Source organism: Chryseobacterium luquanense, from assembly GCF_026460945.1.
Classification (GTDB): Bacteria; Bacteroidota; Bacteroidia; order Flavobacteriales; family Weeksellaceae; genus Chryseobacterium; species Chryseobacterium luquanense.
In genome coordinates, this window is the sequence record NZ_JAOVZV010000014.1 from 102,584 (window position 1) to 129,418 (window position 26,835).

The following is a 26,835-nucleotide window of genomic DNA, read 5'->3' on the forward strand; positions in this document are numbered from 1 at the left end:
TTGAATGAGTAAATATATTATTAAGTAATAAAAAAAGATTACGGAAAACCGTAACCTTTTTATTTATTCTGAGATGAGATTGCTTCGTCACTTCGTTCCTCGCAATGACAGTTATTAATCTTCACAATAACTTATCCATTCCCAATCCTCTGCTTCAAATCATCCGCACCACCAGTTTTTCTGGGCTGTGCATTTTTAGATGAACCAAAATTATAGGTGTAAGAAAGCGTTGCAACACGCGTTTCTCTTCGCACTACGAAATTTTCGATGTAATTGGAGTAGACGTTTTTAGCTTCGGGGTTGCTGGTGAAGAAAATATCATTGATGGCAAATTTCAAGGTACTGTTGTTTTTAAATTTCTTCTGAGCACCAATATTCAGATACCAGTTTGGTTTTAAATTCATATAAGCATAAACTTCACGAGCTCTGTAATTTCCGGTAAGTTCGGCGGTGAAGCCATTTCCAAGTTTAAAAGAATTAATGCTGTTGACATTGAAGGTGAAATTTCCCTGGTTTTTAATATAGGTATCGGAAATATTTCCGGTGTAAGAACCATAGTAGAAATTGGCGCTGTTGTTCATATCCCACCATTTTGCGACTTTCACAGGAGCAATAAGATATAATCCTAAATAAGATGCCGAACTTAAATTATCATTGGTTTGAACCACTACAATATTTCCGTTTTCTACGGTTGGTTTCAAAACGTCGGTAATGTTATCTGAGGTTTTGCTGTAGCTTAATGTTGCGAAATATTTGTTTTTTAAGCTGTAGGTGAATTCATAATTCATTGTTGTTTGCGGATTCAGATCTGGATTTCCGGCTCTGTATGTTGTAGGATCGAGGAAAAACTTAAATGGATTCAACTGATTGTAACTTGGTCTTGTAATTCTTCGGCTGAAATTAAGTTCAATGTTATTTTGATCATTCAGATCGTAAGAAAATACGGCACTCGGAAACAATTGGGTGTAATTCTTTTTGTTTACCTGATTGGTGGTAATCTGAGTTCCTGTCACATTGGTATTTTCGGCTCTTAAGCCAAATGTGGTGCTGAATTTATCCCATTTTTTAGAAACATTTCCGTACAATGCATTGATGTTTTCTTCGTAGATAAAGTGATTGGTTTTGTTTTGATCAACGATAGGAATTCCCGAAGTGGCATCGAAAAACTGCATATCATTGTCTGCTTTTACGAAGCTGGTTTTAATTCCGGATTCTATTTTCCAGTTGTTTTTTAAATGTTTCGATAAATCGGATTTTAAGGAGTAAATATTTAAATCACCATTGATGTCGCCTTTTAGAATATCAAAACTGCTTAGTGCTCCATTGATGGCGTAATTTTTTGTGTCAAAATTCTGCAGTGAAGTGTTTGAGTAATTGATATAATCTAAATCGGTCGTTAATTCTGAACCTAAAGAATCGATTTTGTATTTGTAATTTAGATTAAAAGAAGCATTTTTCCAATGATCTTTTGAGCGGTTTTGTGTAGTAAAAGTGCTTTCAGGAAGTTGATTGCTGCCTAAAACCAAACTCGAATTGTCACCTCTCGGATCAAATCTGTTGCTTACGAAACCTGCCGAAAATCCAATAATGTTATTGTCGTTGATGTAATAATCCATTCCGGCTTTAGCGATGTGATTTCTAAAATTAAATTTTAAATAATTGTCCTGTAGATATGCTTTCTCGAAATTTCCGTTGTTGTCGTAAAAGTTTCTGTCTAAAACCAGATGATTGTAAAATTCTCTATAAGCAAAACCATAATTGGCAAAGATGTTTACCTTTTTGTTGCGGTGATTGATGCTGAAATTATTATTGTTTTTAATATATTTTCCCGTTCCCAATGAAGTAGAAAGACTTCCGTTCGTGCCTTTTCGCTGATCTTTTTTTAGTTTAATATTGATAATTGAAGTTCCTGCTGCATCGTATTTTGAGGAAGGATTGGTAATAAATTCTACCTTCTCTACACTCGAAGAGGGAATTCCCCGGAGATAATTGGCGAGATCAGTTCCGGTCATCGGTGTGTTTTTACCATCGATTTGAACTAATAGATTTCCTTTTCCTCTTAAACTGATATTGTCACTGCCATCAATATTGACTCCGGGAGCTTTTTCCAGAACCTCAAATGCTGAATTTCCGGTTGCAGCAATGCTGTTTCTACATTCAGAATCATTTTTCCTTCCTGTCGCTCGATATATGGTTTTGCTTTTGTGATTGTAACGCCTTCAATCGTTTTTTCGTTTAAATGAATTATAGGAAGGTTTGTATTTTCCGATACAGAAACAGTTTCAGATTTGTAGACCTCAGAACCGTTTTTGTTGATTTTTACCATGTAATTCCCGTTTGCAAGATCATTAAACGTAAATTTTCCGTTTTGATCGGCAATCTCGGTTTTTACTAATTTGTTTTCAGCATTAAACAAATTGATTTCCACCTGATTGATTTTATCAGAATCGATGCTTCCCGAAAGAGAGTAGATTTGGGAAGCTGTTTGTGCAGAGATTTTGCTGCTGAAAATAGACATCAGCAAAACAAAAATGAATAGGATTAGTCGTGCCATCGTGTTTTATTTTTTAGAGTTGATTGTGTTTTCTGAAATTTTTAATAATGCGTTGTTCATGATTTGCAGTTCTTCTTTAGAAATTCCATCTAATGCGATTGCTCTGTTTTGTTCTACAATTTTTTGAACGTCTTTAATGATTTTTATGCCTAAAGCTGTTACTTCAAGATTGGTTTTCCTCCGGTCTGTGCTGTGAACTGTTCTAATCACATATTCAGATTTTACCAATAACTCGATAATTCTTGTCACAGAGGCATTATCTTTGAAAACTAAATTTCCGATTTCATTTTGAGTGATTTCAGGGTTTTCGAGAATTGCTTTAATGATCAACCATTGATCGATTGTAATGGTAAAACCGTTGATTTTTAGCTGTCTCTGAGCGTAATTTCTATATGCTCTTATCGCTTTATCTATATTGTAAAAAATGATTGAATCTAATTTTTCCATAATTAAAAGTTTAATGATGATTAATCAATTATTGATACATCAATTAATTTGTAGTTGAATTTTTTACTTTGTTACAATCGATACGAAGTTTTTTTCAGTACTAAATTTTAATAAAAAAATTACCTTTATAAATTATTGAATATGAAAAAGTTATATTTAGCTTAAATACCAATAATATTTTCGTATATTTGCATAGCAATTAATAGAAAGGTTTTCGACTTTTGCTTCAGGCAGGGTTAAAAACATTTATTTTCCCTCAGTTTTCACATTTCAGATGCCCCAGTTTATTCCTTAAAAATATTTGTACCGGCAATCTTTATATTATTACTGAAAAACAATAGGATACCTTTCTACATCAATTTCAGAAATAGTATTTGATGAAATGAAATGTTTTAAAGTAAAACTTCATTCAAATATCAGCTCGTAACAAATAAATTTTTAAATATATATGGCGGATTCTTTCTCAAAAAAAGAAAATTTCAAGAAAAAAGTTCAGAAAGCAAAAGAAAAAGCTCAGAAAAGAGAAGAGCGTAAAACGGTCAACAACAAAGGTAAAGGTCTTGATGACATGATCATGTATGTTGATGCAAACGGTCAGTTGACTTCTACACCACCGGATAACAGCAATGTTGAGGATTTTGACATCAACAACATTCAATTGGGTGCAGCTCCTATTGAAGCTGAAGAATTAATTAAGACAGGAATTGTAACATTTTTCAGTGAAAAAGGTTACGGTTTTATTACAGAAGACGGTTCTAAAGAAAATGTATTCTTCCACAGTAACAACTGTATGGAGCCGATTAAAAAAGGAAACAAAGTATCTTTTGAAAAAGAGAAATCTCCAAAAGGTTTTGTTGCCGTAGAAATCAGAATGGTAAAATAATTATTCAATTTTCGGAATCAAAAACCGAATAAATTATATCATAATAAAGGCTCCAATTTGGAGCCTTTATCTGTTTAAATATTGTATAAAGAATTTCTTATTTCTACTAAGATTTTAGTAGTCTTCTCTAAATTTGGAGTTTCTTGAAGTTTAGAAATGGAATGATAATGCTCAATTGATTTTATCAAAGTTTCTGCTTTTCCCATTACTGCTTCATAAGACCAGTTTCCGGCTTTGATGTCTAATAATTCATCACGGTTTTCTACCAGAATATTTAAAGAATTTGTTTTAAAAATCTGTTCACAAGACTGCAATAGACGAATTGTGTGCATCATGTTTTTGCTGTCGTAGTTTTGTCCATGGTTTTGATTGACGTTGTAACGATCATCATTTCGCTCGGAAACCCACTTCCAATATTCACGGTAATCTTTGCAGTAGGTGGAGTAGGCGTCGAGATTGCAAAACATAAAAGCCACCGATTTTTCTCCTTTTGGAATTGATGACAGCGATACCTGATTGGCTTCTTCGTTCTGGATAATTCCTTTGTAGCCTAAATCTCCCGATTCGTTGTAGAAAACAGCAAACATACCTTTTGTATTATCAATGTTCACCAATCCGCATTTTTCCTGTAAGAGACCACCCCGTCCTGCGGACACTCCTCCAGAGGAGGGGAATTCTTGAAGCCATTTTTTCAATGGAACCGAACCGTTATTTTCTAAAATATAACAGAAATCAAGAATCGATTTTCTTTCCTTTTCAATAGGATTTAAAATCTTTTTATTTAGTCCTTTTGCTTTTTTGATCTGTGAAATGGCATAACCTGCAAAGGTATCTTTGCATAATTTAGAAAGGAAATCTTCAGGTTTCAGTAAATCCATCAACGAATTTTTGTGCTGAATACAATCTTCCGGACTTGCCAGAATCTCTAAAATATTCGGATTGTTTTTCTGTAATAATTCAACTAATCTTGCGATTTCGTAATATGTTATATCGTTTGTCTCATTAGAAATCTGCGGAATATAATTTAAACCAAAAAAGTCTTCTTTCGGTAAGTGATATACGCCTTTTATATCTGTATCTGAGTTTTCTGTAGCAAGCCCGAAAGAACGGCTTCCGGAGATGGCTTCGAAGAGGATGAGGTTACGGGATTTTAAATATGAAATATCCATTCTATGTATAAATTACTTCGCCAACTTTAGCGTTTTTTAGTCGTTCAATTATTTCTAATCCATGTTCATATCTATCACATGGAATTATTAATTTATTGGGTGGATTTTTAATACCATTTATAACAGCATAATTTCCTGCCATCATCATTTGAATTTTCAAAGTTCCAAGTATTTTAGGTTTAATGATTCTCATTGATGAGTCTTTTTGTTTACTAATGTTTTCCGTTTCTTCGAAGCTAAATTTTCAAGAAAAACCAATATTTTTTTGAATTGTAGTTTCCATTCTTCAGTTTCTTTTTCAGTGAAGTGTATTTTTGATGTTCCTTCCACAGAAATAAAATATGATTTTCCGTTCCAATTTAAGAAAATTTGTTGTGCAGAAATATTACTTATGTAAAGTCCTGTATCAAAAGAATATTCGGAGAAAGGCAGTTCGTTTTTATCCACATACTCTAAAAAGTCCCAAATCGATTTTGGGACTTCCTTTAAAACTTCCTGTTTTTCTTCTAATTGAAAACCGGAATAATACAAAGATGCTTCTCTAAAATCTTTAATAATTAAATCGAATCCGAAGAGATGTTCTGTAAAGCCATCACTAAAAGAGTAGGCAAAAATATATTCTTGTTTTAGCCTCAATTCATCATTAAGATATATTATGCATTGTGGTGCTTTATTCATTTTTCTCAATTTTCACACAACTTTCCACAATAACCTCCAAAGCTTTCTCTGCATCACAATCATACAAACCGGAACACCAAGCCGGATTCGCCTCAATCAAAGCCCAGCCTTTTCCTTTGATAATTCCAAAATCAAGAACTATCGCTTTTGGCAGCGTTTCAGAATATTGTTTCATAAACTTGTTGAAAAACTCAAATAGATCTTTTTGCTCAGTTTTAGAAAGCTGATTCGTATCAAATTCATCATTTCGCCAATAAGAAGAATAAGTTTTGATTTCATTATTTAAAACAAAACACCTTACTTCAAGTTCCCACTCCACAACTTCTGAGGTAAAAACTGTGCTTTCCAAATCTAAGGAATCAAAACCTTTGATATTGGTAACTTGATCAAAAACTCCGGCTTTAAAATTTTTAAAATCAGAACATTTAATGAAAATATTTTCTTCATCAACGAATTCTTTTAATCGTCCATAAGAAATCTTACGTTTCGTGAATTCTTCTGAAATTTTTGAAAGCCAGTTATCATCGGGTTTTGTTAATGTCAGATTGCACTGTTCAGCAACGATTTCTGCATAAATATCTTCTCCATACACTGCAATCACATTTGAACGAAATTCTTCGGGAATGCTCCATTTTGCATTGAAACGATTCAATTCGTAAGGTGAATTGATTGATGCTTTTTTCAGATTGTTGCTGTCTTCCGTGTACATGGGAGACAGGGCGATTATATTTTTCATTTTATTTTTTATAAATCATTACGCTTATTACTAAAATTAAATAAAATTCAATTGTCAGAATATTTTTTTATATTTGGTAATAAGATACTTATGGTTATTTGTTGATTTAAGGTTGACATTAATTAATTCAAAACACAAATGGGGAAAACAGTTATCCGCATGGAGAAAGATTCTATAATTATTTATACAGTTTTTCACTCAATATTTTATATAATTTATTTCATTTTTGCTTATATATGTTTTGTCAAAAATGATAAAGATTTAATAATAATTCCATTTTTAGGATTTTTTATACAAACTTTATTTTTTATTCCTTTAATCAATACTCTTTATATACCTATTGTTTTTGACGACAAAGGAATTAAATTTAAAGGAAAGTTTCATTCGTGGGAAAAATCAATGAAAATGTCTATATCTCACGGCTCTTACGAATCTTCAGAAAATGGTACAGTATTTACATCTAAACTGATTTTATCTACCAAATCAAATGCTGAATCTATAAATTTGTCATATTTCAAATTAAAAGTTACAGATGATAAATTGATTGAAATTTTTACAGAATATAAAAAGGAATGGAAAAAAAATAATAAAGAATAATATTTCCAAATTTTTATATTCAATAATTTAATATCTCCCTAAAAACCCTCTCCATCTCATTTTTGTCATTTTTTCCTGATGATAAACCTTTAGACCTTTCCTCATTATCCTTCACTATTTCCTCCAAAAATCCAAAAAGTTCCCAATCATTTGGATGATAATAAGATTCTCCTTTTGTGGCTTTTAAAGCAACAAGATTTTCTATTTTGGTTCTCGTAAAATCATCGACCAAAACCAGCAATTCACTGAACAAAACTGGCGGTACCGTTCCTTTTTCTAATATCCATTTTCCTGTCAAGGCTGTTCGAAGGCAGTAGAAATAACTTTTCAGTTTTACTTCATCGGCTCTGCAGGCTTCGAGATATTTTTTGCTCATGCTCAGATAATGGTAAGAAACCGCTATTGGAGAAAAACAGGAATCTGCCAAAGGTTTAAAAAGTTCATAAAACTTTTCGTTTTTTACATAAACGATAGGAGAGTAGAACCAGCTCAATAAAGCTGCATTCGACTTTAACAATAAATGAAAAGTCTTTCTCAGATCCCACCCAGAACCATCCAGATCATCTTCAGTCATAAATTCTATCGTTTCATCCTTATCCCACGGCGACAGATACCAGTCTTTTTCGTGTTGATAGATGAAACGTATGTCATAATCGCTGTCAGGAGACGCAAAACCCCAAGCTCGGCTTCCCGATTCTACGGCAAGAAGTATTTCTATATTTCTTTCTGCCTCCATTTCTTTTAATTTTTCTAATATTTTTGGTGTCATTTTTTTTGTTTTTTAATGATTAAAAAATTTCCCTAGTTTGTAATTCCGGAGGAATCTAAACAATTATAAAAGAAACTTTGCAGAGATTCCTCCTTAATAACAAACTGTTTGAAGATTTTTAGAATAGGAGGTTTATCAACACAAACTATGCTTTTCTAAATTTCTTCTTCCTCTTCCAAGGCGCATTTTTCTGCACATCACCTGCCATAATACATCCATAAGGCATCACTTCATCCAAAACTTCGCAAAGTCCGTATTCCTCAATCTGCGCTCTTACATTTTTGGCACTTTTATAAGCTGTCGGAAGTTCAGAAATATCAATTTCGTTGGAGAAGAAACGGATATCTAATCCTTTAGTTTCTTCTTCAAAAATTTCTTCAATAGTTTTATGAGCCAACGATTTTTTATGCTGCGTTCTGCTGAAATTTCTTCCTGCTCCGTGTGGCGCAAAACCCAAATTCCTCTCGTTTGTTTCCCCTTGAACGATTAAAACCGGTTCTGACATATTCAACGGAATCAATCTTGGACCCGTAATATCAGGCATGAATTTATCGTCCAACGGAGTCGCACCTTTTGCATGATAAAACAAATCTCCATCCTTGAAAACAAAATTATGTTCATTCCAATATCTATCCTTTTTTTCGATTTTCATTTTATTTAAAACGGCATCGTGGATTGAAGTATGGTTTTCTTTCGTCCATGTTCTTATCAATTGCAACGCTTCCCAATATGATTTTCCTTCTTCCGTTTCGTAGGGAATCCAGGCGTTTTCTCTCAGTGTTTCCGGGGAAATTTCCATTCTGAACTTATTGGCAACCTTCATTCCTTTATCGTACAAAGCAGCTCCCGGAGCTCTTGATCCGTGGTGAGTCACCAACATGGTATTTCCTGTATTTTTAGAAATCCCGACGAATAAGAAATGGTTTCCATCTCCCTGAGTTCCCATATGCGAACGGGCAATGCTGATCAGTTTTTCTTCATTTAGAAACCAGTTTTCTCTGAAAGCATCCATCAACTCCTGAGACATTTCCTTTTGCTCACCTCTCGGTCTTCCTCCATATCCAAAATGGGTAATTGAATGGGCTGCATCCAAAACTTCTTTAGGGTCAGCTTTTCCAAAATCTGTCAACATCACTGAACAACAGATATCTGCACTATGAAATCCCGGGTGAATCGCATTTTTTGCCACAACAACTCCACCAACAGGAATCTGACCTTCAGGACCTGTCGGACAGGCATCGGGCATGATCGCACCTGCAACCAAAGTCGGAGTTTTCATCAAAACTTTCATGGTGTTGATTACTTTTTCCACATTATAGTTTTCACTTTCGTGTTCAGCTTTGATGTTGATGACAAAATCTTTTGCTGTTTCATGAAGCGGAATCAATTCCGGCTGTTTGAACTGTTCCAAATATGCTGTAATTTGATTTTCATCTAAATTATTTTCGTTGATATATTCGATGGCATCTTTAAACCATTTTGATGGTCTGTATCCCAATTCGATTAAGTTGTTTCCGTTAAATTCCATTTTTGTTTCATTTTGATAATGCAAAGTAATAACACAAGTATGCAATCTTTTTGCGTAGATAAAATTATTTTAATTATTTTTGAGAAAATTTAATGAAATGTTATTTGAACAATTAGAAAACTCCCAGAAAGAAATACAGTTTAATGATGTTATTGCTTTTATTGATGAGCATTATGATTTTACTCCGACAAAATTTACGAACGGAAATACTGTGAATGAGGCAGATCAAAATAATGGTTCGTGTAAAGTTTTCAGTTTTGCAAAGCTGAATGATTTATCTAAAGAAGAAACGCTTGCTCTTTTTGGAGATTTTTACAGAGTCGATGTTTTGCAGAATCCTGAAGGAACAGATCATCAGAATATCAGAAACTTTATGGAATTTGGCTGGGATGGGATTTCTTTTGAAGGGAAGGTTTTGAAGAGAAAGTAGATTTAAATTTATAATCTTTTCACAGAGAAAACTAAAAAACCAATCATGCAATACAGAAAGGAAAAAAAGGTTTGTAATGGGAAATTTAAACTCATTACAGATTTAAATGAATTCAAAATGGCACTGTGGATTAACGGTTTTGGACTGGAAAACGCATTTACCGGTGAAGAAATTATTCCTGTGATTAAGATTTTTAATCTTGATGATATTGAAGAGGTTGACGGAGAATTTTTGAAGATAAAGTTCAGAATTTATCCAGATGGCTCGAAATATTATGCAGTTGAAATACATCCATTTTTAAAAAGCTTTGTGTATGAAAATGAAACGTATTCTACAGATGTTTTTTTCAAAACGATTACGGGAGAAGAGTGGGAATAGTGATGCTAGGAGATTTGTAGTAACTTGACTTCGTGGAATGATTCGTGTAACCACCCCGGCAAAAAATCAAAGATTTTTTGCCACCCCTCAAGAGGAGGGAATTTAAACGCTTTAGTCTTTAACTCAACCTTAAACTTTAACTATGTCGTCCAATAAAAACGCTTTGATCCGATACAAAACTTTAGATAAATGTCTGAAGAATAAATACAAAAAATACACTTTGGAAGATTTAATTGACGAATGTTCCGAGGCTTTGTTTGAATTTGAAGGCAAAGAGTCTTTTGTGAGCAAAAGGACTGTTCAGCTTGATCTGCAGAATATGCGAAGTGAAAAATTCGGGTATGAGGCGCCGATTGAGGTTTATGAAAGAAGGTATTACCGGTACAGCGATCCTGAATACAGTATTCATCAGATTTCTGTGAATGAAAATGATCTGAAAGCAATGAATAATGCAATACAGATTTTAAAGCAGTTTAAAGATTTTTCAATGTTCAAAGAAATGAATGGCGTCATTCAGAAACTGGAAGATTCTATACATTCGACCAGCCAGAAATCGATTATTCATTTAGATAAAAATGAGCAGCTGAAAGGTCTGGAACATATTGATATTCTGTATGAAAGTATTTTAAACAAAAAGGTTTTAAAGATTTGTTATAAAAGTTTTAAGGCGAGAGAATCAAATATTATTACGGTACATCCGCAATTGCTGAAGGAATATAACAACCGTTGGTTTTTGATTTGTTGGCATAAAAAAGCAATTTACAATCTCGCTTTAGACAGGATGGAGGAAATTGAAATCGATGAAACGACGGAATATATTGATAAGGATTTTGATGCAGATCGTTACTTTGGTGAAGTCATAGGAGCAACGGTTTCTGAGACGCAAAGACCACAAAATGTCGTCTTTTTTGTAACTTCACAACATGCACCTTATGTGAAAACCAAGCCATTTCATCATTCTCAGGAAATTATCAAGGAAGACGAAAACGGAACAACTTTTAAAATTTGTGTTCAGCTCAATTTTGAACTGGAACGAATGATTCTGGGAATGGGAGAGTTTTTAACAGTTTTAGGTCCAAGAAAACTGAAACAGAGAATCGCTAAAAGTATTAGAATTGCTCATTCAAATTATCAGGCTCAAAATACAACGACTGAAGAATTGTAATTTTGTGTCATTAAAAATTGGCTTGAAAGTTGTAATTTAATTTCGAAAATAAAATTATTATGAAATCAAGAATATTAAAAGCGGTACTTGCAATGGTAGTCCCTATTGTCATTGAATACGTTATCAAAAAAATTACAGAAAAAAAAGAAGAAGTGAAGGATGTGAATGCTTCCAATAAACAAATTCCTTCGCCTCACTAAAATTATAAACCTTCCTAATTGGGAGGTTTTTATTTTTCAATCCATTCTCTGAAAGCTGCTGTCTGACTTTGGCTTGTGATAAGTAGATCTTCCCAGCCTTTAATTTCTAACGCTAAAGCATTTTTCGAATAGCGTTCAAGTTTTATGATGCTCTTTTTATTGACCAGCTCGCTACGATTAATTTTAAAAAATTCGTTAGGATTGAGCTGAGATTCTATTTCTTTAAGAACAGTTTGATTGAGTAAATGTTTTTTACCGGAATCATCAAACGCAAAAATAACGCCTTCTTCAGCTTTAAAAAATGTGATCTTTTCAGTTTCTAAAAAATAAATTCCTTTATTGCTAATCACGCTGAACCGCTCTTTGAAACTTTTAGGCTGAATTTCTTTTTGAATCTGGCTGATTTTCAATAAAATTTCATTAGAAGCATGAGATTTATTAAGTACTGAAAATTTATTCCAGGCTTTTTGAAAACGCTCTAATGTAAAAGGTTTTAGAAGATATTCGATTCCATTTGTTTCAAAAGCATTCATCCAAAATTGGTCATAAGCGGTCGTAAAAATAATCGGACAGGAAATTTTCACCTGATCATAAATTTCAAAAGCATTTCCGTCTAATAATTCAATATCCGAAATAATAAGATCAATAGATTTTTCTATTTTGAGAAATTCTACAGCTTCTTCCACATTATCGATTTCTGCTGTGATTTCGATATTTTCTTTTAACTCGTTAATAAATCTGATGATTTTTTTTCTTGCCGGAATTTCATCTTCAATAATGACTATTTTTATCATGCTTCTGGAATTATAGGTAGGGTTACGGAAAATTGATGGTTGGTATTTTGAATTTTTATCTGACTTTCAGTTAGTAAAAAATACTGTTCGTTGAGGTTTTTTAATGCTTTTCCTGATGGAGATTTTGCATTTCTCTTTTGAATACTGTTATTTGAAACGGTAAGATTTTCATCAATTCTAATGGTAATAAAAACGGGTTTTGTTTCTGTTCCAAAATTATGCTGAATGGCGTTTTCTAATAATAACTGAAGACTTAGCGGAACAATAAAACCTTGAGATCGATGGCTTTCTATGTTTAGTTGATAAGATTTTCCGTATTTGTGCTGAATCAGTTTGAAATATTTTTTAACGAAAGCCAGTTCTTCGTCAATTTCTACCAATTTTTTATCTGAAACCTGCAAAACATAACGGTAAATATCTGCAAACTCATTGAGGAAATCTGATGCCCTGGCTTTATCTTCTTCAATAAGCTGATCGAGAATATTTAGGTTATTAAATAGAAAATGAGGATTGAGTTGATTTTTAAGCTGATTGATCTTGGTTTCGGAAAGCATTTCATTAAAATTTGCAATTTGCTGCTGGTTTTTCTGATTTTTTCGGTAGTAATAAAAAGCGAGAAAAAAACTTCCGTAAATAAAAGCATTCAGAAAGTCTGATATGACATTATTAAGAAATGTTTGCGAATTAAAGTTCCTTTCAAAAGTATCAAAAATAAAAGCTATAATAAGTTTGAAAATATTAAGTATCACCAAATATAAAAGAAGGGAAGTTCCAAAGATTTTATAAATTTCTTTAAAATTGAAATTGTCCGATTTTTGCCAATAGATCATCAGGAAACGCATGATCAGAAAGAGAATACCCGCATTAACAAAATATAATACCGGAGCTTCCGGTGTGAAAGTATACCAGTTGATCTCTCTTTCTGTCTGAAAACGGATTTCTATAGTTTGAACATAAGAAAAAAGAAAAATAAAGAGTAAAAAGTATTTGTTCTGCTGTATTTCGTTTAAAATTTTCTTCATGATTTTGTTACAACAAAATAGTTCTATAAAAATACAGAACTATTTATAAAGTTTAGAATTGAATATATTTTTTAAGTTTTACTTTGCTGGATTTTCGGGAAATGAAGCGGTAATATTTCCTTTATCATCATAAAAATCGAGCTTTGCTTTGTTTTCTTTATCTACATAAAACATCGCTTTAGGTAATCCTTTTGCATCAAAAAGAAACAAACCATCTCTTTGTCCACGAGATTTTCCGAGCATAATTCTTGGAGTTCCCTGTTCAAAATTTTTAGTTCTCTGAGATTCATTTTTAGACCGATCGTTGAATGTGAGACTGCTTCCCACAAACCTTTCATTGCCTTTTTGATAATCTTCAGATAACAATTGCATGATTTGGTCGCCATCGTATTGATCATGGGTAAATGAAAGCCCCGAAGAATGGCCATCCGCATTTTTTTTACCGTCATAGATAAAACCGCCACATTCCAAGCCTTCTTCATTGAAAAATAACATTCCGGAACGTTTTTTACGCTTTTCGTTGGTGTAAAGGTTATTAATTTTGTTTTTACCGTTTGGAAAGCGGTCTACATTGGTAATTATCATTTTAACGGTGCCATCTTTTTCTACGATATTAATTCTTTCCACATCGATTTCTGAAAACTTTTGATTCCCATTACTTTTAAAAGCTGAATTGACTAAAAAGAAAATTGCAATGGCCATAAAAAAGGCAAAAGCTCTTAAAAATATAAGCTTTCTGTTGATACGTTTTTCTGTCATAATTGTTTAATTTTATGACGCAAAAGTATCATGAGTACAAATTGGAATCAAGAACTCTTTTTTGAACTAAGGATATAAAGGTCTAAACTAATAATATTATGGGATGAATGAATTTTTAGTTTGATTAAATAAAATCATAAACTCCATTTTTCCAGCCTAAAACTTTCGAAAAGTCTGCATTGAGCCAATTTTTGAGGATTGTTGCATATACTTTTCTGAAATCTTCGGTGTAAATCAAATCTCCATCGTTGAGTTTCTGCAGATCTGGAAGCGCGTTCAAAATACCTTTCTTCTTTAAACCTCCGCTGACGAAAAACATCTGGTTTGCTGTCCCGTGATCGGTTCCGTTGCTTGCGTTTTGGGCAACTCTTCGTCCGAATTCTGAGAAAGTCATCAGTAAAATATCATTAAAAAGTCCGTTGCTTTTCATATCGGCAACGAAAGATTTTACGGCTTCATTGATTTCTCCGAAAAGTTTTTCCTGTCTTTCATTTTGATTAACGTGGGTATCAAAACTTCCGATTGAAAGATAATAAACCTGCGTATTAATGTCAGATTTGATTAATGAAGCGACGGTTTTAAAGTCTTTTCCTAATTTTGAATTCGGGTATTCCTGAGTTGTTTTTTTAGCTTTACTTTTTTCAAAAATATAATCGGCGTTGTTGATGGTCGAGCCTAAAGTTTGGTATAAATAAGAAACTGTTTCGTCATCATGATGATGATCGTGGTCGTATAAAGATTTGAAATATTTTTCCTGACTGGTCTGATATAATTTTTTTGGATCTTTGAAGGCGAAAGCTTTGTTGTTTTCTCCCTTTAAAGCCAAACTCAGCATATCATCAACTTCCAAAGCCTGAGTAGGATGGTCGCAATTGTAACATTCTTCATCTAAAAATCTTCCAAGCCAACCCGTTTCTAAATATTCATCACTTTTGCTTGCGGAATGCCAAATATCCATGCTTCTGAAGTGGGATTTATCGGGATTTGGATAACCAACATTATTTAAAACGGAAAGTTCGCCATCATCAAAAAGTTCTTTAAAATAGGAGAGTGCAGGGTTGATTCCCGTTTCATCATTTAAAACTAAAGAATTCTGAATGGCAATTTTATTTCTTTCTTTAAAATAAATGTCATTTTTTGTTGGAATAATCGTGTTCAAACCATCGTTTCCACCTGTAAACTGCAGAACAATTAAAATCTTTTGATTCGGGTTCAATGCATTATCCAAAGTCATCGATTTTAGAAAACCAGGCATCAATAACGAAGCGGTTGCCAATGAACTTATCTTTAAAAATTCTCTTCTTTTTATAATCATGATTTTTTTTCTTTGATTAATAAAACTAAATTTCCCTAACTTCTAACTTCTAACTTCTAACTTCTAACTTTTTACATCAACTGATATTCCGGAGTAGACATTAGATTAATAATATTCATTTTCAAACTTTGGTCGGAAAACTGATTAACGGTTTTCATATCGATTAATTCTGTGTTTTGAATAAGATAATCTTCAGGATTTTTATTTTTAAAAGTTTTTTCTACAGCAAGCCAGTCAATCGTGATATTAGGATTTTTAAAAGATTTTATTAATGCTTCTCTTGATTTCATTCCCATATCCATATCGTCATCTTCTTTTGCAGAATACTCCATTGGTCGCAAACCTGACCAAATTTGCGGAATCTGTAGTCTCAACATCAAAGTAGAACTGTCTATCCATGATTTTCCACTTGGCCAACCTGCTACATTGGGTGGAAATAACAGCATTTGTCCCAGTAATTTCTGATAAACTGTGATATTTTCAGGGTTTCCGATTTGCATGGGAAGAATTCTTATCATTCCCGCAATTAATTCTGTGGGTGATTTTATTTTATTGCCGACATTTTTTTTATCATAAAACCATGAACTTGAAAAAATGCTTTCCATCAATTTTTTAATATCATAATTGGAGGCATAAAATTCTTCGCTCAATTTATTAATATGGCTTTGATCAGGAATTTCATTCACGAAAAATTTATAAATCTTTGTGGTGATAAATTTTGCCGTTGTTTTTTGTTCGAGAATAATATTTAAAACATCATCACCAGTGAAGTTTCCTGTTTTTCCAAGGAAAGTTTTTGTTCCGGTATCATGTTGTTTTGGGCGGTCGATGAATTCTCCTTCTTTGTTGTAGCCCCATCCTGTAAAAGCTCTTGCAAGTTCTTTAATGTCAGTTTCGGTGTAATTTCCTCTTCCCATGGTGAAAAGTTCCATCACTTCGCGGGCGAAGTTTTCATTGGGATGGTCTTTTTTATTCTGTTGATTGTTCAGGAAATTGAGCATTGCCGGAGATTTACTGACTTCAAATAAAAGTTCTTTAAAGTTTCCTAAAGCATTTTTCCGAATAACATTTAATAATTGCTGATTGAATTTTGGATTGTTGACGCGCGTTGCAAAATGTCCGTGCCAGAAAAAAGCCATTTTTTCTCTTAGCTGATCTTCGCTTTTCGTTATCTGATCGAGAAAATTAAGATTCAGTTCTACGTTTTGCTTTTGGATAATCTTTTGAGTTTCTCTTTTTTGATCTGCAGTCGCTTTTGGGTCAGTATATTCAATTTGAACGATATCAGGAGTGTCATAATTGACTTCTCTAAACGGATATTCTTTAAATAAGCTTTTTATTAAAGCTTTGTTTTTATCATTTTTAAGATTTTCAATTTGAGAAAAATTTATCCCAAAACCGGCTCTGGTAAGCAAATGTTTATTTTGTGAAAGTGGTGATGTAACCATAGCAGACTTTATTTTTAGATGTAGATAAAGAAAATTGGTTAAAGTGTATAAACAGGATTTAACACATAATTATTATATCAAAGATAAAATATTTAAACGGATATTTAAATTTTACTGAATTTAAATTATTGAAAATCATTTTATTAATTGTGTCTACAGCATTTTTTTAAGATGAAATAAAAAGTTTTGGCATGATTTTTACATCTCGCAACCAGTAAAATTTAAAAAATCAGAGTTATGAAAATGTTTAAGCAAGCTATTTTAGGAGCGGGAATTTTGACAGCGGGATTAGTAAGTGCGCAAAGTGCTCAGATGAATAATATGATTAAAGTAGGGGCAACTGCAGGTATTGCAGTTCCTTCAGATAACCTTTCTGCTGCAGTTGGAGTAGATGTAGCGTACCAGAATTTAATTACTCCGGGATTCGGTTTAGGTATTGCGACAGGATATACTCATTATTTTGGGAAAAATAATAACGGATATACAAATAATGACGTAGGAGTAGTTCCTGTAGCTGCACTTTTCAGAGTTTATCCTAAGCAGACAGGATTTTATTTCGGAGCCGATTTAGGTTACGGATTTTTAGTAGGTGATGAAAAAGTAGCAACCAATTCTACTGTTAACAGACCGGATGGAGGTTTCTATCTAAAACCGGAAATTGGTTACCACAACAGAGACTGGAATTTCTTCCTTCAATATCAAAAAGTTTTCGCAGGTAGCAACGGAGATATTGCTGCACCGGCTTCTCAAGACTATAATGTGGGAAGTATCGGAGCGGGATTTTCATACAATATTCCTTTAGGGAAATAATTATATAAAATATAATCAGTTATTAGCCAAACCTTTTCGAGTTTTTGAAAAGGTTTTCTGTTACCATACACGAAATACCAAAACAATTATTATATTTGATAAAATTTGTGATTATGAACTTAAATCCAAAATTTCCTCTCTATTTACCGGGAGTAAAAAACACCAATAATGATAATGTTTCTATTATAGGAGCTAACTTGAGAGAAGATGTGACAACGATTGCATATTATACTTCAGGAAATTCCGGGATAGAACTTAAATTTAAAAATAACTATTCTACCAAAGAATATTCGTCTTTTGCAGACGTTCTTTCAGCGTTTATTCAGGAATCAAATCTTGAGAATGTTCAGCGATTGGGAATTTCGGTTCCGGGACCTGTACTTGACGGAAAAAGTCATCCTGCAAGATTAAATTGGCATTTAGATGTAGAAGAATATCAAAGCAAATTTGGTTTTGAAAAGGTTTATATGTTGAATGATCAGGAAGCTGCGGCTTATGGAATTGGTCTTTTGGATGATTCTGAACTGGATGCAATTTACACCGGAGATCACCGTGAAAAAGGGAATGTTGCTATTCTTGCACCAGGAAATGGTTTGGGAGAAGCAGGATATTTCTTTGACGGAAAATATTTAAGACCTTTCGCAACTGAGGGTGGTCATTCTGAATTTTCACCAAGAACTAATGTTGAGGTAGAATTTTATCAGTTTTTAAATAATATCTACGGAATTGTAAGCTGGGAAAATGTACTTTCAAAAACAGGTTTATTTAATATTTACAGATTTTTGAGAGACGTAAAAAGACATCCTGAACCGGAATGGCTTTCAGAACGTTTAGCAAACGGAAATTTCACAGAAGAGATTTTTAAAGCTGCGATGCATGAAGATGCGATGATCTGCAAAATTGCTTTGGATACATTTTTAGAGTTTTTGGCAAGAGAAGCAAATAACCTTACTTTAAAGCTTAAAGCTACGGGAGGATTGCTGATTGCAGGAGATATTCCACAAATTATCAGAGAATATATCGATAAAGATAAATTCTACGAGAAATTTAAAATCAGTGATAAGATGGAAGATATGTTGAAAAACATTCCGATCCATTTGGTCAATACAGACAGTACAAGTATTAATGGTGCGGCACTTTATACCGCTTATTTTACAGAATAAAACAAGACTCCGAAGAAATTCGGAGTTTTTTTATGCCTGATTTTAGTCATGAAAATTATTATATTTATTGATGTACATCAAGATGAATTATTAAATAAGATAATTACATTTGCAGCTTAATAAACAATTTAAAAATTTACAATGAAAAAAATATTCTTATTAGCAGTTTTAGCTAGTGGTTTAGCATTCGGACAGGCAAAAAAAGTAGTAAGCTCAGATGTACATTGGTGGGGTTATAAAGTTGCTAAAACTGAATCTAGCTCTCATGATGGTACTGTGAAAGTAAAGTCGGGTAACATGATTATGAAAGGTAATGAGCTTGTAGGAGGAGATTTCGTTTTAGATATGACTTCAATTAATGCAACAGATCTTTCGGGTGAATATCAAGGAAAATTAAATGGTCATTTAAAAAACGGAGATTTCTTTGAAGTTGAAAAATTTCCAACAGCAAGTTTTAAAATTACATCGGTAAAGAAAAACAGTGATAAAGTTTACAATAAGCTTGTAACTGGAAATCTTACAGTAAAAGGAAAAACAAATCAGGTTTCGTTCCCTGCAAAAGTAAATTATGCAAACGGAGTAGTAAGTTTAGAGTCTAATAAATTCTCTTGGGACAGACAAAAATTTGATGTTGCTTACAAATCTTCTATGAAAGATGTTTTTGTGAAAGATGAGATAGATATGACTGTAAAGGTGAGCGCAAAATAATTTATTCAAAAAAATATTATTAAAAGTGTAGAAGTTCTACACTTTTTTTTATTTTTGTTGAATTGTAAATAAAAAATAATGAAAAGATTACTATTGTTTGTTATGATGTGTACAAGCATATCATTTGTTTTTGCTCAAAAAAAAGGAGATAAAATTTCAAAAGTGATAACATCCGAGATAAAATGGTGGGGACACAAAGTTGTAAAAACTAAAGCTACCTCTCATTACGGAAGTTTAAAACTGAAAAGCGGTAAATTTAATTTCGATAAAACTGTTTTGGTAGACGGTGAGTTTGTAATCGACATGAGAAGCCTTGTTGTTGCTGATGTTTCGGGAGATGACCAAATAAAACTAACCAACGAATTGAAAGGAACAAACTTCTTCGAAGTAAAAAAATTCCCGACTGCTAAATTTCACTTAAAAAAAATCATTCCTCTTGCAAACAGTGAGTACAACTCAACAATTGTAGGTGATATCACGATTAAAAATATCAGAAAGACGATTTCTTTCCCTGCAAATGCGCATGTTACTCAATTTACAGTAGAAATCGAATCTTCTAAATTCTCTTTAAACAGAAAAGATTTCAGAATTTTCTATCAGAATTCTTTGAAAGATTATTTCATCAAAGACGAAATGGATATTCAATTCAAGATTTCTACTCAAAAAGTTGATAACGAAAGACCTTTATAAGGTTAAAATTTTTATAAAATAGGAAGGACTGCTTTTAAATAAGCGGTCTTTTTTTATTTTAGCTAAATCAATGCTGTTGAATAGTTTTAAAATTTAAATAAAATCCAGTGAAAATATATGTAATAAGTGGTCTTGGTGCAGATTTTAAAGTTTTGGAACGCTTACAATTTCCAAAAGAGCATGAAGTGGTTTTTATTGATTGGCTAATCCCCGAAAATGATGAATCTTTCAATTCTTATGTTGAAAGAATGGCTGAAAAAATTGATACCTCGGAACCTTTTTATTTGTTAGGATACTCTTTTGGAGGAATTATGGTTCAGGAAATTAATCTAATTAAAGCTGCAGAAAAAGTAGTGATTCTGGGAAGTATCAAATCTGATAAAGAAAAATCAAGATTAATCAAGGTGGGAGAGATTACTAAGATTCCTAAATATATTCCTGTTAATTTTTTTAATCTTAACAATTTCGAAAAGTATTCTGTTTTCAGGAACTTTTTTGATCCTAAAAACCCTAAAGTCAATCAATATTTTAGAGTGACCGATCCTTATTATCTGAAATGGTCTGTTCAACGTATTTCAGAATGGAAATTTGAGCAGAAAAATAACATTATTCAGATTATGGGTGACCGGGATATTGTTTTTCCGCTCAAAAATTCAAAACCGGATTATATTATAAAAGGTGGAACCCATCTTTTTCCGGCAACTAAACACAAAGAAGTTTCATTACTTTTAAATAAAATTTTTATTTAATTTTAAAATACTACTAAATTTGTAGGGGTTATTTGTTTTATTTGATGTTTTTATAAAATTTATTTTTAATTTTGAGGGGTTGGAAATAAAACCAGTGAAATTTGCAAGAATTTCATTTAGCATTAAAATAAAAACTCTTATGAAAGTTGGTTTAAAATGGAAAGTTTCATTTGTCATCATTTGCATCGTAGCAATTGGCAGTTTATTCTTCAGTCCGGATGTTGATATTCCCAATACAGGAAATTTTCTCAGTGAAAAAGAAATCGTAGGTTCAGATGTAGCCTGGATTTTGGCTGCAGCAGGCTTGGTTCTGTTGATGACACCTGGTTTATCGTTCTTCTACGGTGGAATGGTCGGAAAGAAAAATGTGATTTCTACGATGCTTCAAAGTTTTATCGCTTTAGGTGTGATTTCTATTTTATGGATTGTCGTTGGTTTTTCTCTTTCTTTCGGAGAATCAATTGGCTTTGAAATCGATGGAGTTCATTACGGAATTATCGGGAATCCTTTTACCTATCCTTTTTTTAATCATGTAAGTGTTTACCCGCACAAAGCAATGGCATCAACCATTCCTTTTGTTTTGTTTGCCTTGTTTCAGATGAAATTTGCAGTGATTACTCCGGCTTTAATTACGGGTTCGTTTGCTGAGAGAGTTCGTTTTATTTCGTACTTGGTATTCATGGTTCTTTTTAGTCTTTTCATTTATACGCCGCTTTGTCACATGGTTTGGCATCCGGATGGACTTTTAAATAAATTTTTCGGAGTTAAAGATTTCGCAGGTGGAACAGTTGTTCACATGAGTGCAGGTTTTGCAGCTTTGGCGGGAGCAATTGTTTTAGGACGAAGAAAAAATCCGCATCATGAACCTTCGAATATTCCTTATGTAATCCTCGGAACAGGAATGCTTTGGTTTGGATGGTTTGGTTTTAATGCGGGTTCAGCTTTAAGCGCAAATGCAACGGCAGCAATTGCCTTTGGAACAACAACAATCGCCTCGGCATCCGCAATGATGACCTGGATTTTCTTTGACAGAATCAACGGACGAAAGGTTTCTGCATTGGGAGCTTGTATTGGTGCGGTTGTCGGTTTGGTGGCAATTACGCCTGGTTGTGGTTTTGTTTCTATTCAGGAAAGTATTTTTATTGGATTTATTTCGGCAATTGTCTCTAATATCATGGTCAACTGGAAGGCTTTAAAAAAGATAGATGATACCCTTGATGTTTTTGCCTGTCATGGAGTAGGAGGAATTATGGGAATGATTCTTACAGCAATTTTTGCACATGGTGAAAATGCAAGCCTTCTTCACGGCGGTTTCGGAGTTTTTGCGCATCACATGATTGCGTTAATTTTAGTTTCTCTTTTTGCATTTTTTGGTTCTATGCTTCTATATAAAATTACTGACAGTATTATTACGTTAAGAGTTTCGGAAGAATCAGAAAATATAGGTTTAGATATGTCTCAGCATGAAGAAAGTTTGAAATGGTAAAGTTATCATAATTAGAGACGATTTCATTTGTGCAGCTTTATCTGCCTGTAATTTATCCTGAGCTTGTCGAAGGGCTCCCGCTTTTTGCCGGAACGAAGCGAAGGCAAAAAGAGCTCCGTTCAAGTCGGGCTACGAAGTTTGCGCAGAGTTAAAGAGATGTTTATAAAATGGGAAATTTGTTGGCTTTAGATTTAGCGATAAACCATTTCTGACATTTCGTTTCTTTACAATTTATCGTGTATATTTGCTCTTCTTGAAAATGGAAAATATATATGGAGTCAATATCTGTATTTGAGATAATTAAAGTAGGAATAGGTCCTTCAAGTTCACATACAATGGGGCCGTGGAATGCAGCATCGGCATTTATTAGAATTATAAAAAGAGAAAAAGCAATTGCTGAAGTAAAAGAAGTTTTTCTGGAATTTTTCGGTTCGTTGGCAAAAACAGGAATTGGTCACGGAACTGACATTGCCGGTATGTTGGGGTTAAATGGTGAAGATTTTAAAACTATCGATACTACAAAGATTGATGAAATTGTAGATAGAATTAAAGAATCTCAAATCATTAATCTTGGCGGAGAAAAAGAAATCCCCTTTGTTTACGGGCATCATTTGGTTCTAAATATGTCTCAAACACTCGACTATCACCCAAACGGAATGATTTTCAAAGCAATTTTTGAAGACGGAACCGAGCTTGTGCAGGATTTTTATTCTGTCGGTGGAGGTTTTATCATGAGTCAGGAGAAAAACTCGATTGAGAAACAATGTGTTCGTACCATATATCCTTGTCATCATGGTTCAGATATCGTAAAATATTGTGAGAAATTAGGTTTCGATAAAATGTCAGATTTAATTTTAATCAATGAAGAAAGCTGGAGAACGCAAGATGAAACAAGAAAAGAGGCACTTTACATTTGGGAACAGATTAAAGAATGTATTTATAAAGGTGTAAACAAAGAAGGTGTTTTACCAGGAGGACTCAATGTTACCCGTCGAGCAGCAGGAATCAACAGAAAGCTTTTAGGAGATAAAATTTATAAAAATAAAGACGAGTGGTTTCAGCAGGTGGTTGATGCTGAAGAAAACTTCACTAATATCAATAAATGGATTTCATGCTTTGCACTGGCTGTAAATGAAGAGAATGCGAGTTTCGGAAGAATTATTACGGCACCAACCAATGGTGCAAGTGGCGTAATTCCGGCAGTTTTGATGTATTCTCAGGCTTTTACAGAGGCGGTAAGTGATGATGATATTGCAAGATTTATTCTGGTTGCAGGAGAAATTGGAACTTTATTTAAGAAAAATGCAACAATTTCAGCAGCAATGGGTGGTTGTCAGGCAGAAGTAGGAGTTTCTTCAGCAATGGCAGCAGCAGGTTTAACGGAAATTCTTGGTGGAAGCGTAGGTCAGGTTTTAATGGCTGCAGAAATTGCAATGGAACATCATTTGGGCTTAACTTGTGATCCTATTAAAGGATTGGTGCAAATACCATGTATTGAAAGAAACACGATGGGCGCTATAAAAGCGATTACTGCAGCGAATATTGCATTAGAAAGTGATCCTGCGAAAGCTAAAGTAAGTTTAGATCAGGTGATTCAGACGATGTGGGAAACTGCATTGTCGATGAATGACCGTTTTAAGGAAACTTCAGAAGGCGGATTGGCAATTGCAGTGAACGTTCCGGAGTGTTAAAATAGAAGATAAGTAACTTAATATAAAAACGTGCGCATCTTTTGATTAAAAGGTGCGCACGTTTTCGTTAAAAGATGCGCACATTTTTATTAAACGTACGTATCTTTTTTAATGAGAGGTTATTTCTTGTTGAAAACCAATGTATTTCCATTCTGGATAAGGCTTAATTGTTTCTTTTCCGGAGAGAAAATAATTTCTACACCTGCGTTATCATATTTGAATTTGTCCCCTTCAACAAATTCTAAAGGAAATGAAGGTTGATCTGCTAATTGGGCAAAAAGATTTTCGTCTTTTACAAAGATTTTAAAATCTAGTTTAGGCTCTTTAGAATGATAATCTCCTTCATATTTTTTCAATTCATTTTCCGGAAGTTTCTTTAATTCATTGAATTTAGGATATTCATATTCGTGATCATAAATAAGACTTATGATTCCTATAAATAATTTTCGGTGTGATAATCCCTCACCGTTTACAATCATCGAAATAGAATACTTTTCAGAAGGGCTATAAGAAACCAAAGAATGCGTTCCGGCTGTGTCACCACCATGTCCGTAAGAAATTTTATTATAAAACGGTACTCTCATTACGCCTAGCCCAAATGGTTTTTCATCTTTCGGAAGCATTCTGTCTAATGTTTCTTTTTTGATAAATTTATAATCAAATAAAGCGTTGATAAATAAATTCATATCATACGTTGTAGAAGTTATGTCGCCTAAACCGATACAGTTGCGGAAATCAAAATCTTCTATCTCGACCCATTTTCCGGTTGTGTTTTCGTAAGATTTGAATATGTTTTTTTTATTGTCTAAAACCGAAAAAGTATTCTTCATATCGGCTTTACTTGTAATATTTTCTTTTAATAAAACATGGTATGGTTTTTTAGAAACTTTCTCTAAAATTCTGCTTAAAAGATAATATCCTGAATTTGAATATCTCTCTTTTTCTCCGGGTTGAAACTCAACGCCGTTCTTTTTTATGGTATCTAAAATTGCTTTATCACCTACTGGCTTTTTAAATAACCATGATCCGGCATAATCTCCTAATCCGCTTGTATGATTCATCAATTGCTCTAAGGTGATTTTATCGGCATTAGGAATGTCTGAATAATATTTTGATAGTTTATCTTTCAGGCTTATTTTACCTTTTTCTTCCAGTTGCATCAGCATAACGGCAGTAGCCAATTTGCTGATGGATCCAATCTGATATGCTGTATTTGAATCAAACTTTGCATTTGGTATCTGATCCTGTCCAAAATTGTTCTCATAAATTTTTTTACCTTCTTTAAAAATCGTAACGCTTCCGATTCCCTGTTTGTTTTTGGTAATGTAATTTATAAAATCATCAATTTTTTCGGTGTTAATTGCTGTTTTTTCGAGATCTTTGGTAATTACTATATCTTTGGGTTTAGGTTGTTCTTTACCGTCATCTTTGTAAAGATTCATGGGAAAAGACTTCGAATTTTGTGTAAAAGTACCTTCGAAATGGTCTTTTTTAAACTGACCTTTGTACAATGCGCCTAAAGCTTTCATTTCAAAAACTAATTCATTGTTGATGAATTCTGTTTTGTCAACCGGCATTATTTCATTTCCTTGTTTTGGACTTTGTGCGGTAGAAACGTACTCGTTGTTTTCTTTGCTGATATTCAGAATAAGAGGAAGTGATACCTGTCCTAAGTCAAGTTCTCCTTTCCAAGAGCCTGTTATTTCTTGGGCATAGAAAATCTGTGCTAATAAAATAAGCACTAATAATAGTTTGGTTTTCATTAAGATAAGTGTTTAGTTGTTAAGTATTTGGCATAATATTACCGTAAGAAATGTTACAATGCAGAAAATCACTGTTTGTTGCCATTTTTTGATGTTTGTTGCTGTTTTGAATCCGTTGTAAAAAATAGCTACACTGTATATCAGACAACCTATATTAGCTATTGTAAATAAAATCATCACTAAAAAATCTACAAAAGGAAATATTTCTGTCGGATGGCTCTGATAGTTTGTTACTGTTTCTATTGATTGTTTGATGAAATCAAATTTTTCTAAAGGAATAAGAATAATAAGAGGAATTTGAGAAATTAACACGGCATTTGCAATATCAATCAATCGTGTTTTCCGATAAAATACTTTACCTAGCAAAAACAACACAGCAATCATCGCTGCAAAACTTATAAAAGTTGGGATAATTAAATCATAAAGATGAATCGTTTTGAAAGGTGCAATTCTGTAAATGCTTATGAAACAACTTTCTGTAAAATAGGATAACGGGATGGTAATTATGAAAAAAATAATCCCAATAGCTAACAGAATTTTTTCATCAAATTTTTCAAAAGGATTAAAAATAGTTTTCAAGGTCATGTGTTTCATTTTTTTAGTTGATCAATTTTTTTGATGAGGTCATCCATTTTATTTCTCATAGTAGGATAAGAAAGCTCTGCCTGTTTCGCCATTTCTTTTATACTTCCGCTGGAAAGAAAAAAGTTTAAGATAAAGTCCTGCTCATCCCTTTGCAGTTTTAAGAAAACCGGTAGCTCATAATCACCATTTACATTGGTTCCGCAATCGGGACATTTCATCTGGCTTACATTGAGTGTGTGATCACAACTAGGACAAATTATTGGCAGTTTCATTGAATTTGTTTTTACAAATGTAATATTATTTTTAATAAAGTTAAAA

The 26,835-nt window shown here is 33.0% G+C and carries 30 protein-coding genes; 13 read left to right on the plus strand and 17 right to left on the minus strand.

Annotated features, from left to right (window positions below; all coding sequences use genetic code 11):
* Positions 1–131 precede the first annotated feature (131 nt).
* The 3 genes from OEA66_RS12285 to OEA66_RS12295 are packed head-to-tail and all read right to left on the minus strand — an operon-like array spanning position 132 to position 3,001.
* Positions 132–2,144, minus strand: coding sequence for a TonB-dependent receptor domain-containing protein (locus OEA66_RS12285; protein ID WP_311136919.1), 2,013 nt, complete (start codon positions 2,142–2,144; stop codon positions 132–134).
* Positions 2,060–2,554 carry a carboxypeptidase-like regulatory domain-containing protein gene (locus OEA66_RS12290; RefSeq protein WP_267281649.1) on the minus strand — a complete coding sequence of 165 codons (495 nt, stop codon included), beginning with the start codon at positions 2,552–2,554 and terminating at the stop codon, positions 2,060–2,062. Before OEA66_RS12290 ends, OEA66_RS12285 begins: the two co-directional genes overlap by 85 nt.
* A 6-nt stretch (positions 2,555–2,560) precedes the next feature.
* Positions 2,561–3,001, minus strand: coding sequence for a MarR family winged helix-turn-helix transcriptional regulator (locus OEA66_RS12295; protein WP_267281650.1), 441 nt, complete (start codon positions 2,999–3,001; stop codon positions 2,561–2,563).
* Between the two features lie 448 nt (positions 3,002–3,449).
* Between OEA66_RS12295 and OEA66_RS12300 the strand changes: the two genes are divergently transcribed.
* Positions 3,450–3,884 (plus strand): cold-shock protein, encoded by a 435-nt coding sequence (locus tag OEA66_RS12300; protein WP_267267406.1) that lies wholly within the window; start codon positions 3,450–3,452, stop codon positions 3,882–3,884.
* A 74-nt stretch (positions 3,885–3,958) separates the two neighbouring features.
* On the opposite strand, the gene OEA66_RS12305 is transcribed toward OEA66_RS12300, so the two are convergent.
* The 4 genes from OEA66_RS12305 to OEA66_RS12320 are packed head-to-tail and all read right to left on the minus strand — an operon-like array spanning position 3,959 to position 6,467.
* Positions 3,959–5,053, minus strand: a complete 1,095-nt coding sequence (locus OEA66_RS12305) for a nucleotidyltransferase domain-containing protein (RefSeq protein ID WP_267281651.1) — start codon at positions 5,051–5,053, stop codon at positions 3,959–3,961.
* A gap of 1 nt (position 5,054) precedes the next feature.
* Complete coding sequence (locus OEA66_RS12310) at positions 5,055–5,246, minus strand: hypothetical protein (RefSeq protein WP_267281652.1); 192 nt, start codon at positions 5,244–5,246, stop codon at positions 5,055–5,057.
* Entirely contained in the window at positions 5,243–5,731 is a 489-nt protein-coding gene (locus tag OEA66_RS12315) for a hypothetical protein (RefSeq protein WP_267281653.1), read from the minus strand. Before OEA66_RS12315 ends, OEA66_RS12310 begins: the two co-directional genes overlap by 4 nt.
* The gene (locus tag OEA66_RS12320) at positions 5,724–6,467 is read right to left on the minus strand and encodes an ATP-grasp domain-containing protein (protein WP_267281654.1); all 744 of its coding nucleotides are present in this window, start codon (positions 6,465–6,467) and stop codon (positions 5,724–5,726) included. Before OEA66_RS12320 ends, OEA66_RS12315 begins: the two co-directional genes overlap by 8 nt.
* A 405-nt stretch (positions 6,468–6,872) precedes the next feature.
* Here OEA66_RS12320 and OEA66_RS12325 point away from each other — a divergent pair, with 405 nt between their 5' ends.
* Positions 6,873–7,064 carry a hypothetical protein gene (locus tag OEA66_RS12325; RefSeq protein ID WP_267281655.1) on the plus strand — a complete coding sequence of 64 codons (192 nt, stop codon included), beginning with the start codon at positions 6,873–6,875 and terminating at the stop codon, positions 7,062–7,064.
* A gap of 19 nt (positions 7,065–7,083) precedes the next feature.
* Here the strand turns inward: OEA66_RS12325 and OEA66_RS12330 are convergent, their stop codons facing one another.
* On the minus strand, positions 7,084–7,833 hold the full coding sequence (locus OEA66_RS12330; protein ID WP_267281656.1) for a nucleotidyltransferase domain-containing protein: 750 nt from the start codon (positions 7,831–7,833) through the stop codon (positions 7,084–7,086).
* A 145-nt stretch (positions 7,834–7,978) separates the two neighbouring features.
* On the minus strand, positions 7,979–8,779 hold the full coding sequence (locus OEA66_RS20530; protein WP_375379300.1) for an RtcB family protein: 801 nt from the start codon (positions 8,777–8,779) through the stop codon (positions 7,979–7,981).
* 679 nt (positions 8,780–9,458) lie between these two features.
* Here OEA66_RS20530 and OEA66_RS12340 point away from each other — a divergent pair.
* The 4 genes from OEA66_RS12340 to OEA66_RS12355 all read left to right on the plus strand — a co-directional run bounded on the left by OEA66_RS12340 (position 9,459) and on the right by OEA66_RS12355 (position 11,534).
* Positions 9,459–9,791 (plus strand): HopJ type III effector protein, encoded by a 333-nt coding sequence (locus tag OEA66_RS12340; RefSeq protein ID WP_267281658.1) that lies wholly within the window; start codon positions 9,459–9,461, stop codon positions 9,789–9,791.
* 45 nt (positions 9,792–9,836) lie between these two features.
* Positions 9,837–10,169, plus strand: a complete 333-nt coding sequence (locus OEA66_RS12345) for a hypothetical protein (protein WP_267281659.1) — start codon at positions 9,837–9,839, stop codon at positions 10,167–10,169.
* A 142-nt stretch (positions 10,170–10,311) separates the two neighbouring features.
* Complete coding sequence (locus tag OEA66_RS12350; RefSeq protein WP_267281660.1) at positions 10,312–11,334, plus strand: helix-turn-helix transcriptional regulator; 1,023 nt, start codon at positions 10,312–10,314, stop codon at positions 11,332–11,334.
* Between the two features lie 59 nt (positions 11,335–11,393).
* The gene (locus OEA66_RS12355; protein WP_267281661.1) at positions 11,394–11,534 is read left to right on the plus strand and encodes a hypothetical protein; all 141 of its coding nucleotides are present in this window, start codon (positions 11,394–11,396) and stop codon (positions 11,532–11,534) included.
* Between the two features lie 29 nt (positions 11,535–11,563).
* Here the strand turns inward: OEA66_RS12355 and OEA66_RS12360 are convergent, their stop codons facing one another.
* The 5 genes from OEA66_RS12360 to OEA66_RS12380 form a co-directional block, all read right to left on the minus strand.
* Positions 11,564–12,328 (minus strand): LytR/AlgR family response regulator transcription factor, encoded by a 765-nt coding sequence (locus OEA66_RS12360; protein ID WP_267281662.1) that lies wholly within the window; start codon positions 12,326–12,328, stop codon positions 11,564–11,566.
* Positions 12,325–13,350 carry a sensor histidine kinase gene (locus OEA66_RS12365; protein ID WP_267281663.1) on the minus strand — a complete coding sequence of 342 codons (1,026 nt, stop codon included), beginning with the start codon at positions 13,348–13,350 and terminating at the stop codon, positions 12,325–12,327. Before OEA66_RS12365 ends, OEA66_RS12360 begins: the two co-directional genes overlap by 4 nt.
* Positions 13,351–13,428: 78 nt before the next feature.
* A complete protein-coding gene (locus OEA66_RS12370) occupies positions 13,429–14,109 on the minus strand; it encodes a hypothetical protein (RefSeq protein ID WP_267281664.1) in 681 nt (226 codons plus the stop codon).
* Positions 14,110–14,233: 124 nt separating this feature from the next.
* Positions 14,234–15,424 (minus strand): DUF1501 domain-containing protein, encoded by a 1,191-nt coding sequence (locus OEA66_RS12375; protein ID WP_267281665.1) that lies wholly within the window; start codon positions 15,422–15,424, stop codon positions 14,234–14,236.
* A gap of 71 nt (positions 15,425–15,495) precedes the next feature.
* A complete protein-coding gene (locus tag OEA66_RS12380) occupies positions 15,496–16,872 on the minus strand; it encodes a DUF1800 domain-containing protein (protein WP_267281666.1) in 1,377 nt (458 codons plus the stop codon).
* Positions 16,873–17,109: 237 nt separating this feature from the next.
* On the opposite strand from OEA66_RS12380, the gene OEA66_RS12385 reads away from it, so the two are divergent.
* From OEA66_RS12385 to OEA66_RS12415, 7 genes are all read left to right on the plus strand, one after another.
* Positions 17,110–17,682: a hypothetical protein gene (locus OEA66_RS12385; protein ID WP_267281667.1), complete on the plus strand. Its 573-nt coding sequence runs from the start codon at positions 17,110–17,112 to the stop codon at positions 17,680–17,682.
* A 113-nt stretch (positions 17,683–17,795) separates the two neighbouring features.
* A complete protein-coding gene (locus OEA66_RS12390; RefSeq protein ID WP_267281668.1) occupies positions 17,796–18,845 on the plus strand; it encodes a glucokinase in 1,050 nt (349 codons plus the stop codon).
* A 141-nt stretch (positions 18,846–18,986) separates the two neighbouring features.
* Positions 18,987–19,553, plus strand: a complete 567-nt coding sequence (locus OEA66_RS12395) for a YceI family protein (RefSeq protein ID WP_267281669.1) — start codon at positions 18,987–18,989, stop codon at positions 19,551–19,553.
* Between the two features lie 78 nt (positions 19,554–19,631).
* The gene (locus tag OEA66_RS12400) at positions 19,632–20,243 is read left to right on the plus strand and encodes a YceI family protein (protein ID WP_267281670.1); all 612 of its coding nucleotides are present in this window, start codon (positions 19,632–19,634) and stop codon (positions 20,241–20,243) included.
* Positions 20,244–20,350: 107 nt separating this feature from the next.
* On the plus strand, positions 20,351–20,992 hold the full coding sequence (locus OEA66_RS12405; protein WP_267281671.1) for an alpha/beta hydrolase family protein: 642 nt from the start codon (positions 20,351–20,353) through the stop codon (positions 20,990–20,992).
* Positions 20,993–21,131: 139 nt separating this feature from the next.
* Positions 21,132–22,478: an ammonium transporter gene (locus OEA66_RS12410; RefSeq protein WP_267281672.1), complete on the plus strand. Its 1,347-nt coding sequence runs from the start codon at positions 21,132–21,134 to the stop codon at positions 22,476–22,478.
* 272 nt (positions 22,479–22,750) lie between these two features.
* The gene (locus tag OEA66_RS12415; RefSeq protein WP_267281673.1) at positions 22,751–24,169 is read left to right on the plus strand and encodes an L-serine ammonia-lyase; all 1,419 of its coding nucleotides are present in this window, start codon (positions 22,751–22,753) and stop codon (positions 24,167–24,169) included.
* 119 nt (positions 24,170–24,288) lie between these two features.
* Here OEA66_RS12415 and OEA66_RS12420 read toward each other — a convergent pair whose 3' ends face one another.
* Genes OEA66_RS12420 through OEA66_RS12430 form a run of 3 tightly spaced genes read right to left on the minus strand, consistent with a single transcriptional unit; the run spans position 24,289 to position 26,789 of the window.
* A complete protein-coding gene (locus tag OEA66_RS12420; protein WP_267281674.1) occupies positions 24,289–25,932 on the minus strand; it encodes a serine hydrolase domain-containing protein in 1,644 nt (547 codons plus the stop codon).
* A 12-nt stretch (positions 25,933–25,944) separates the two neighbouring features.
* Entirely contained in the window at positions 25,945–26,517 is a 573-nt protein-coding gene (locus tag OEA66_RS12425; protein WP_267281675.1) for a YIP1 family protein, read from the minus strand.
* 5 nt (positions 26,518–26,522) lie between these two features.
* A complete protein-coding gene (locus tag OEA66_RS12430) occupies positions 26,523–26,789 on the minus strand; it encodes a DUF2089 family protein (protein WP_267281676.1) in 267 nt (88 codons plus the stop codon).
* Positions 26,790–26,835: the final 46 nt, after the last annotated feature.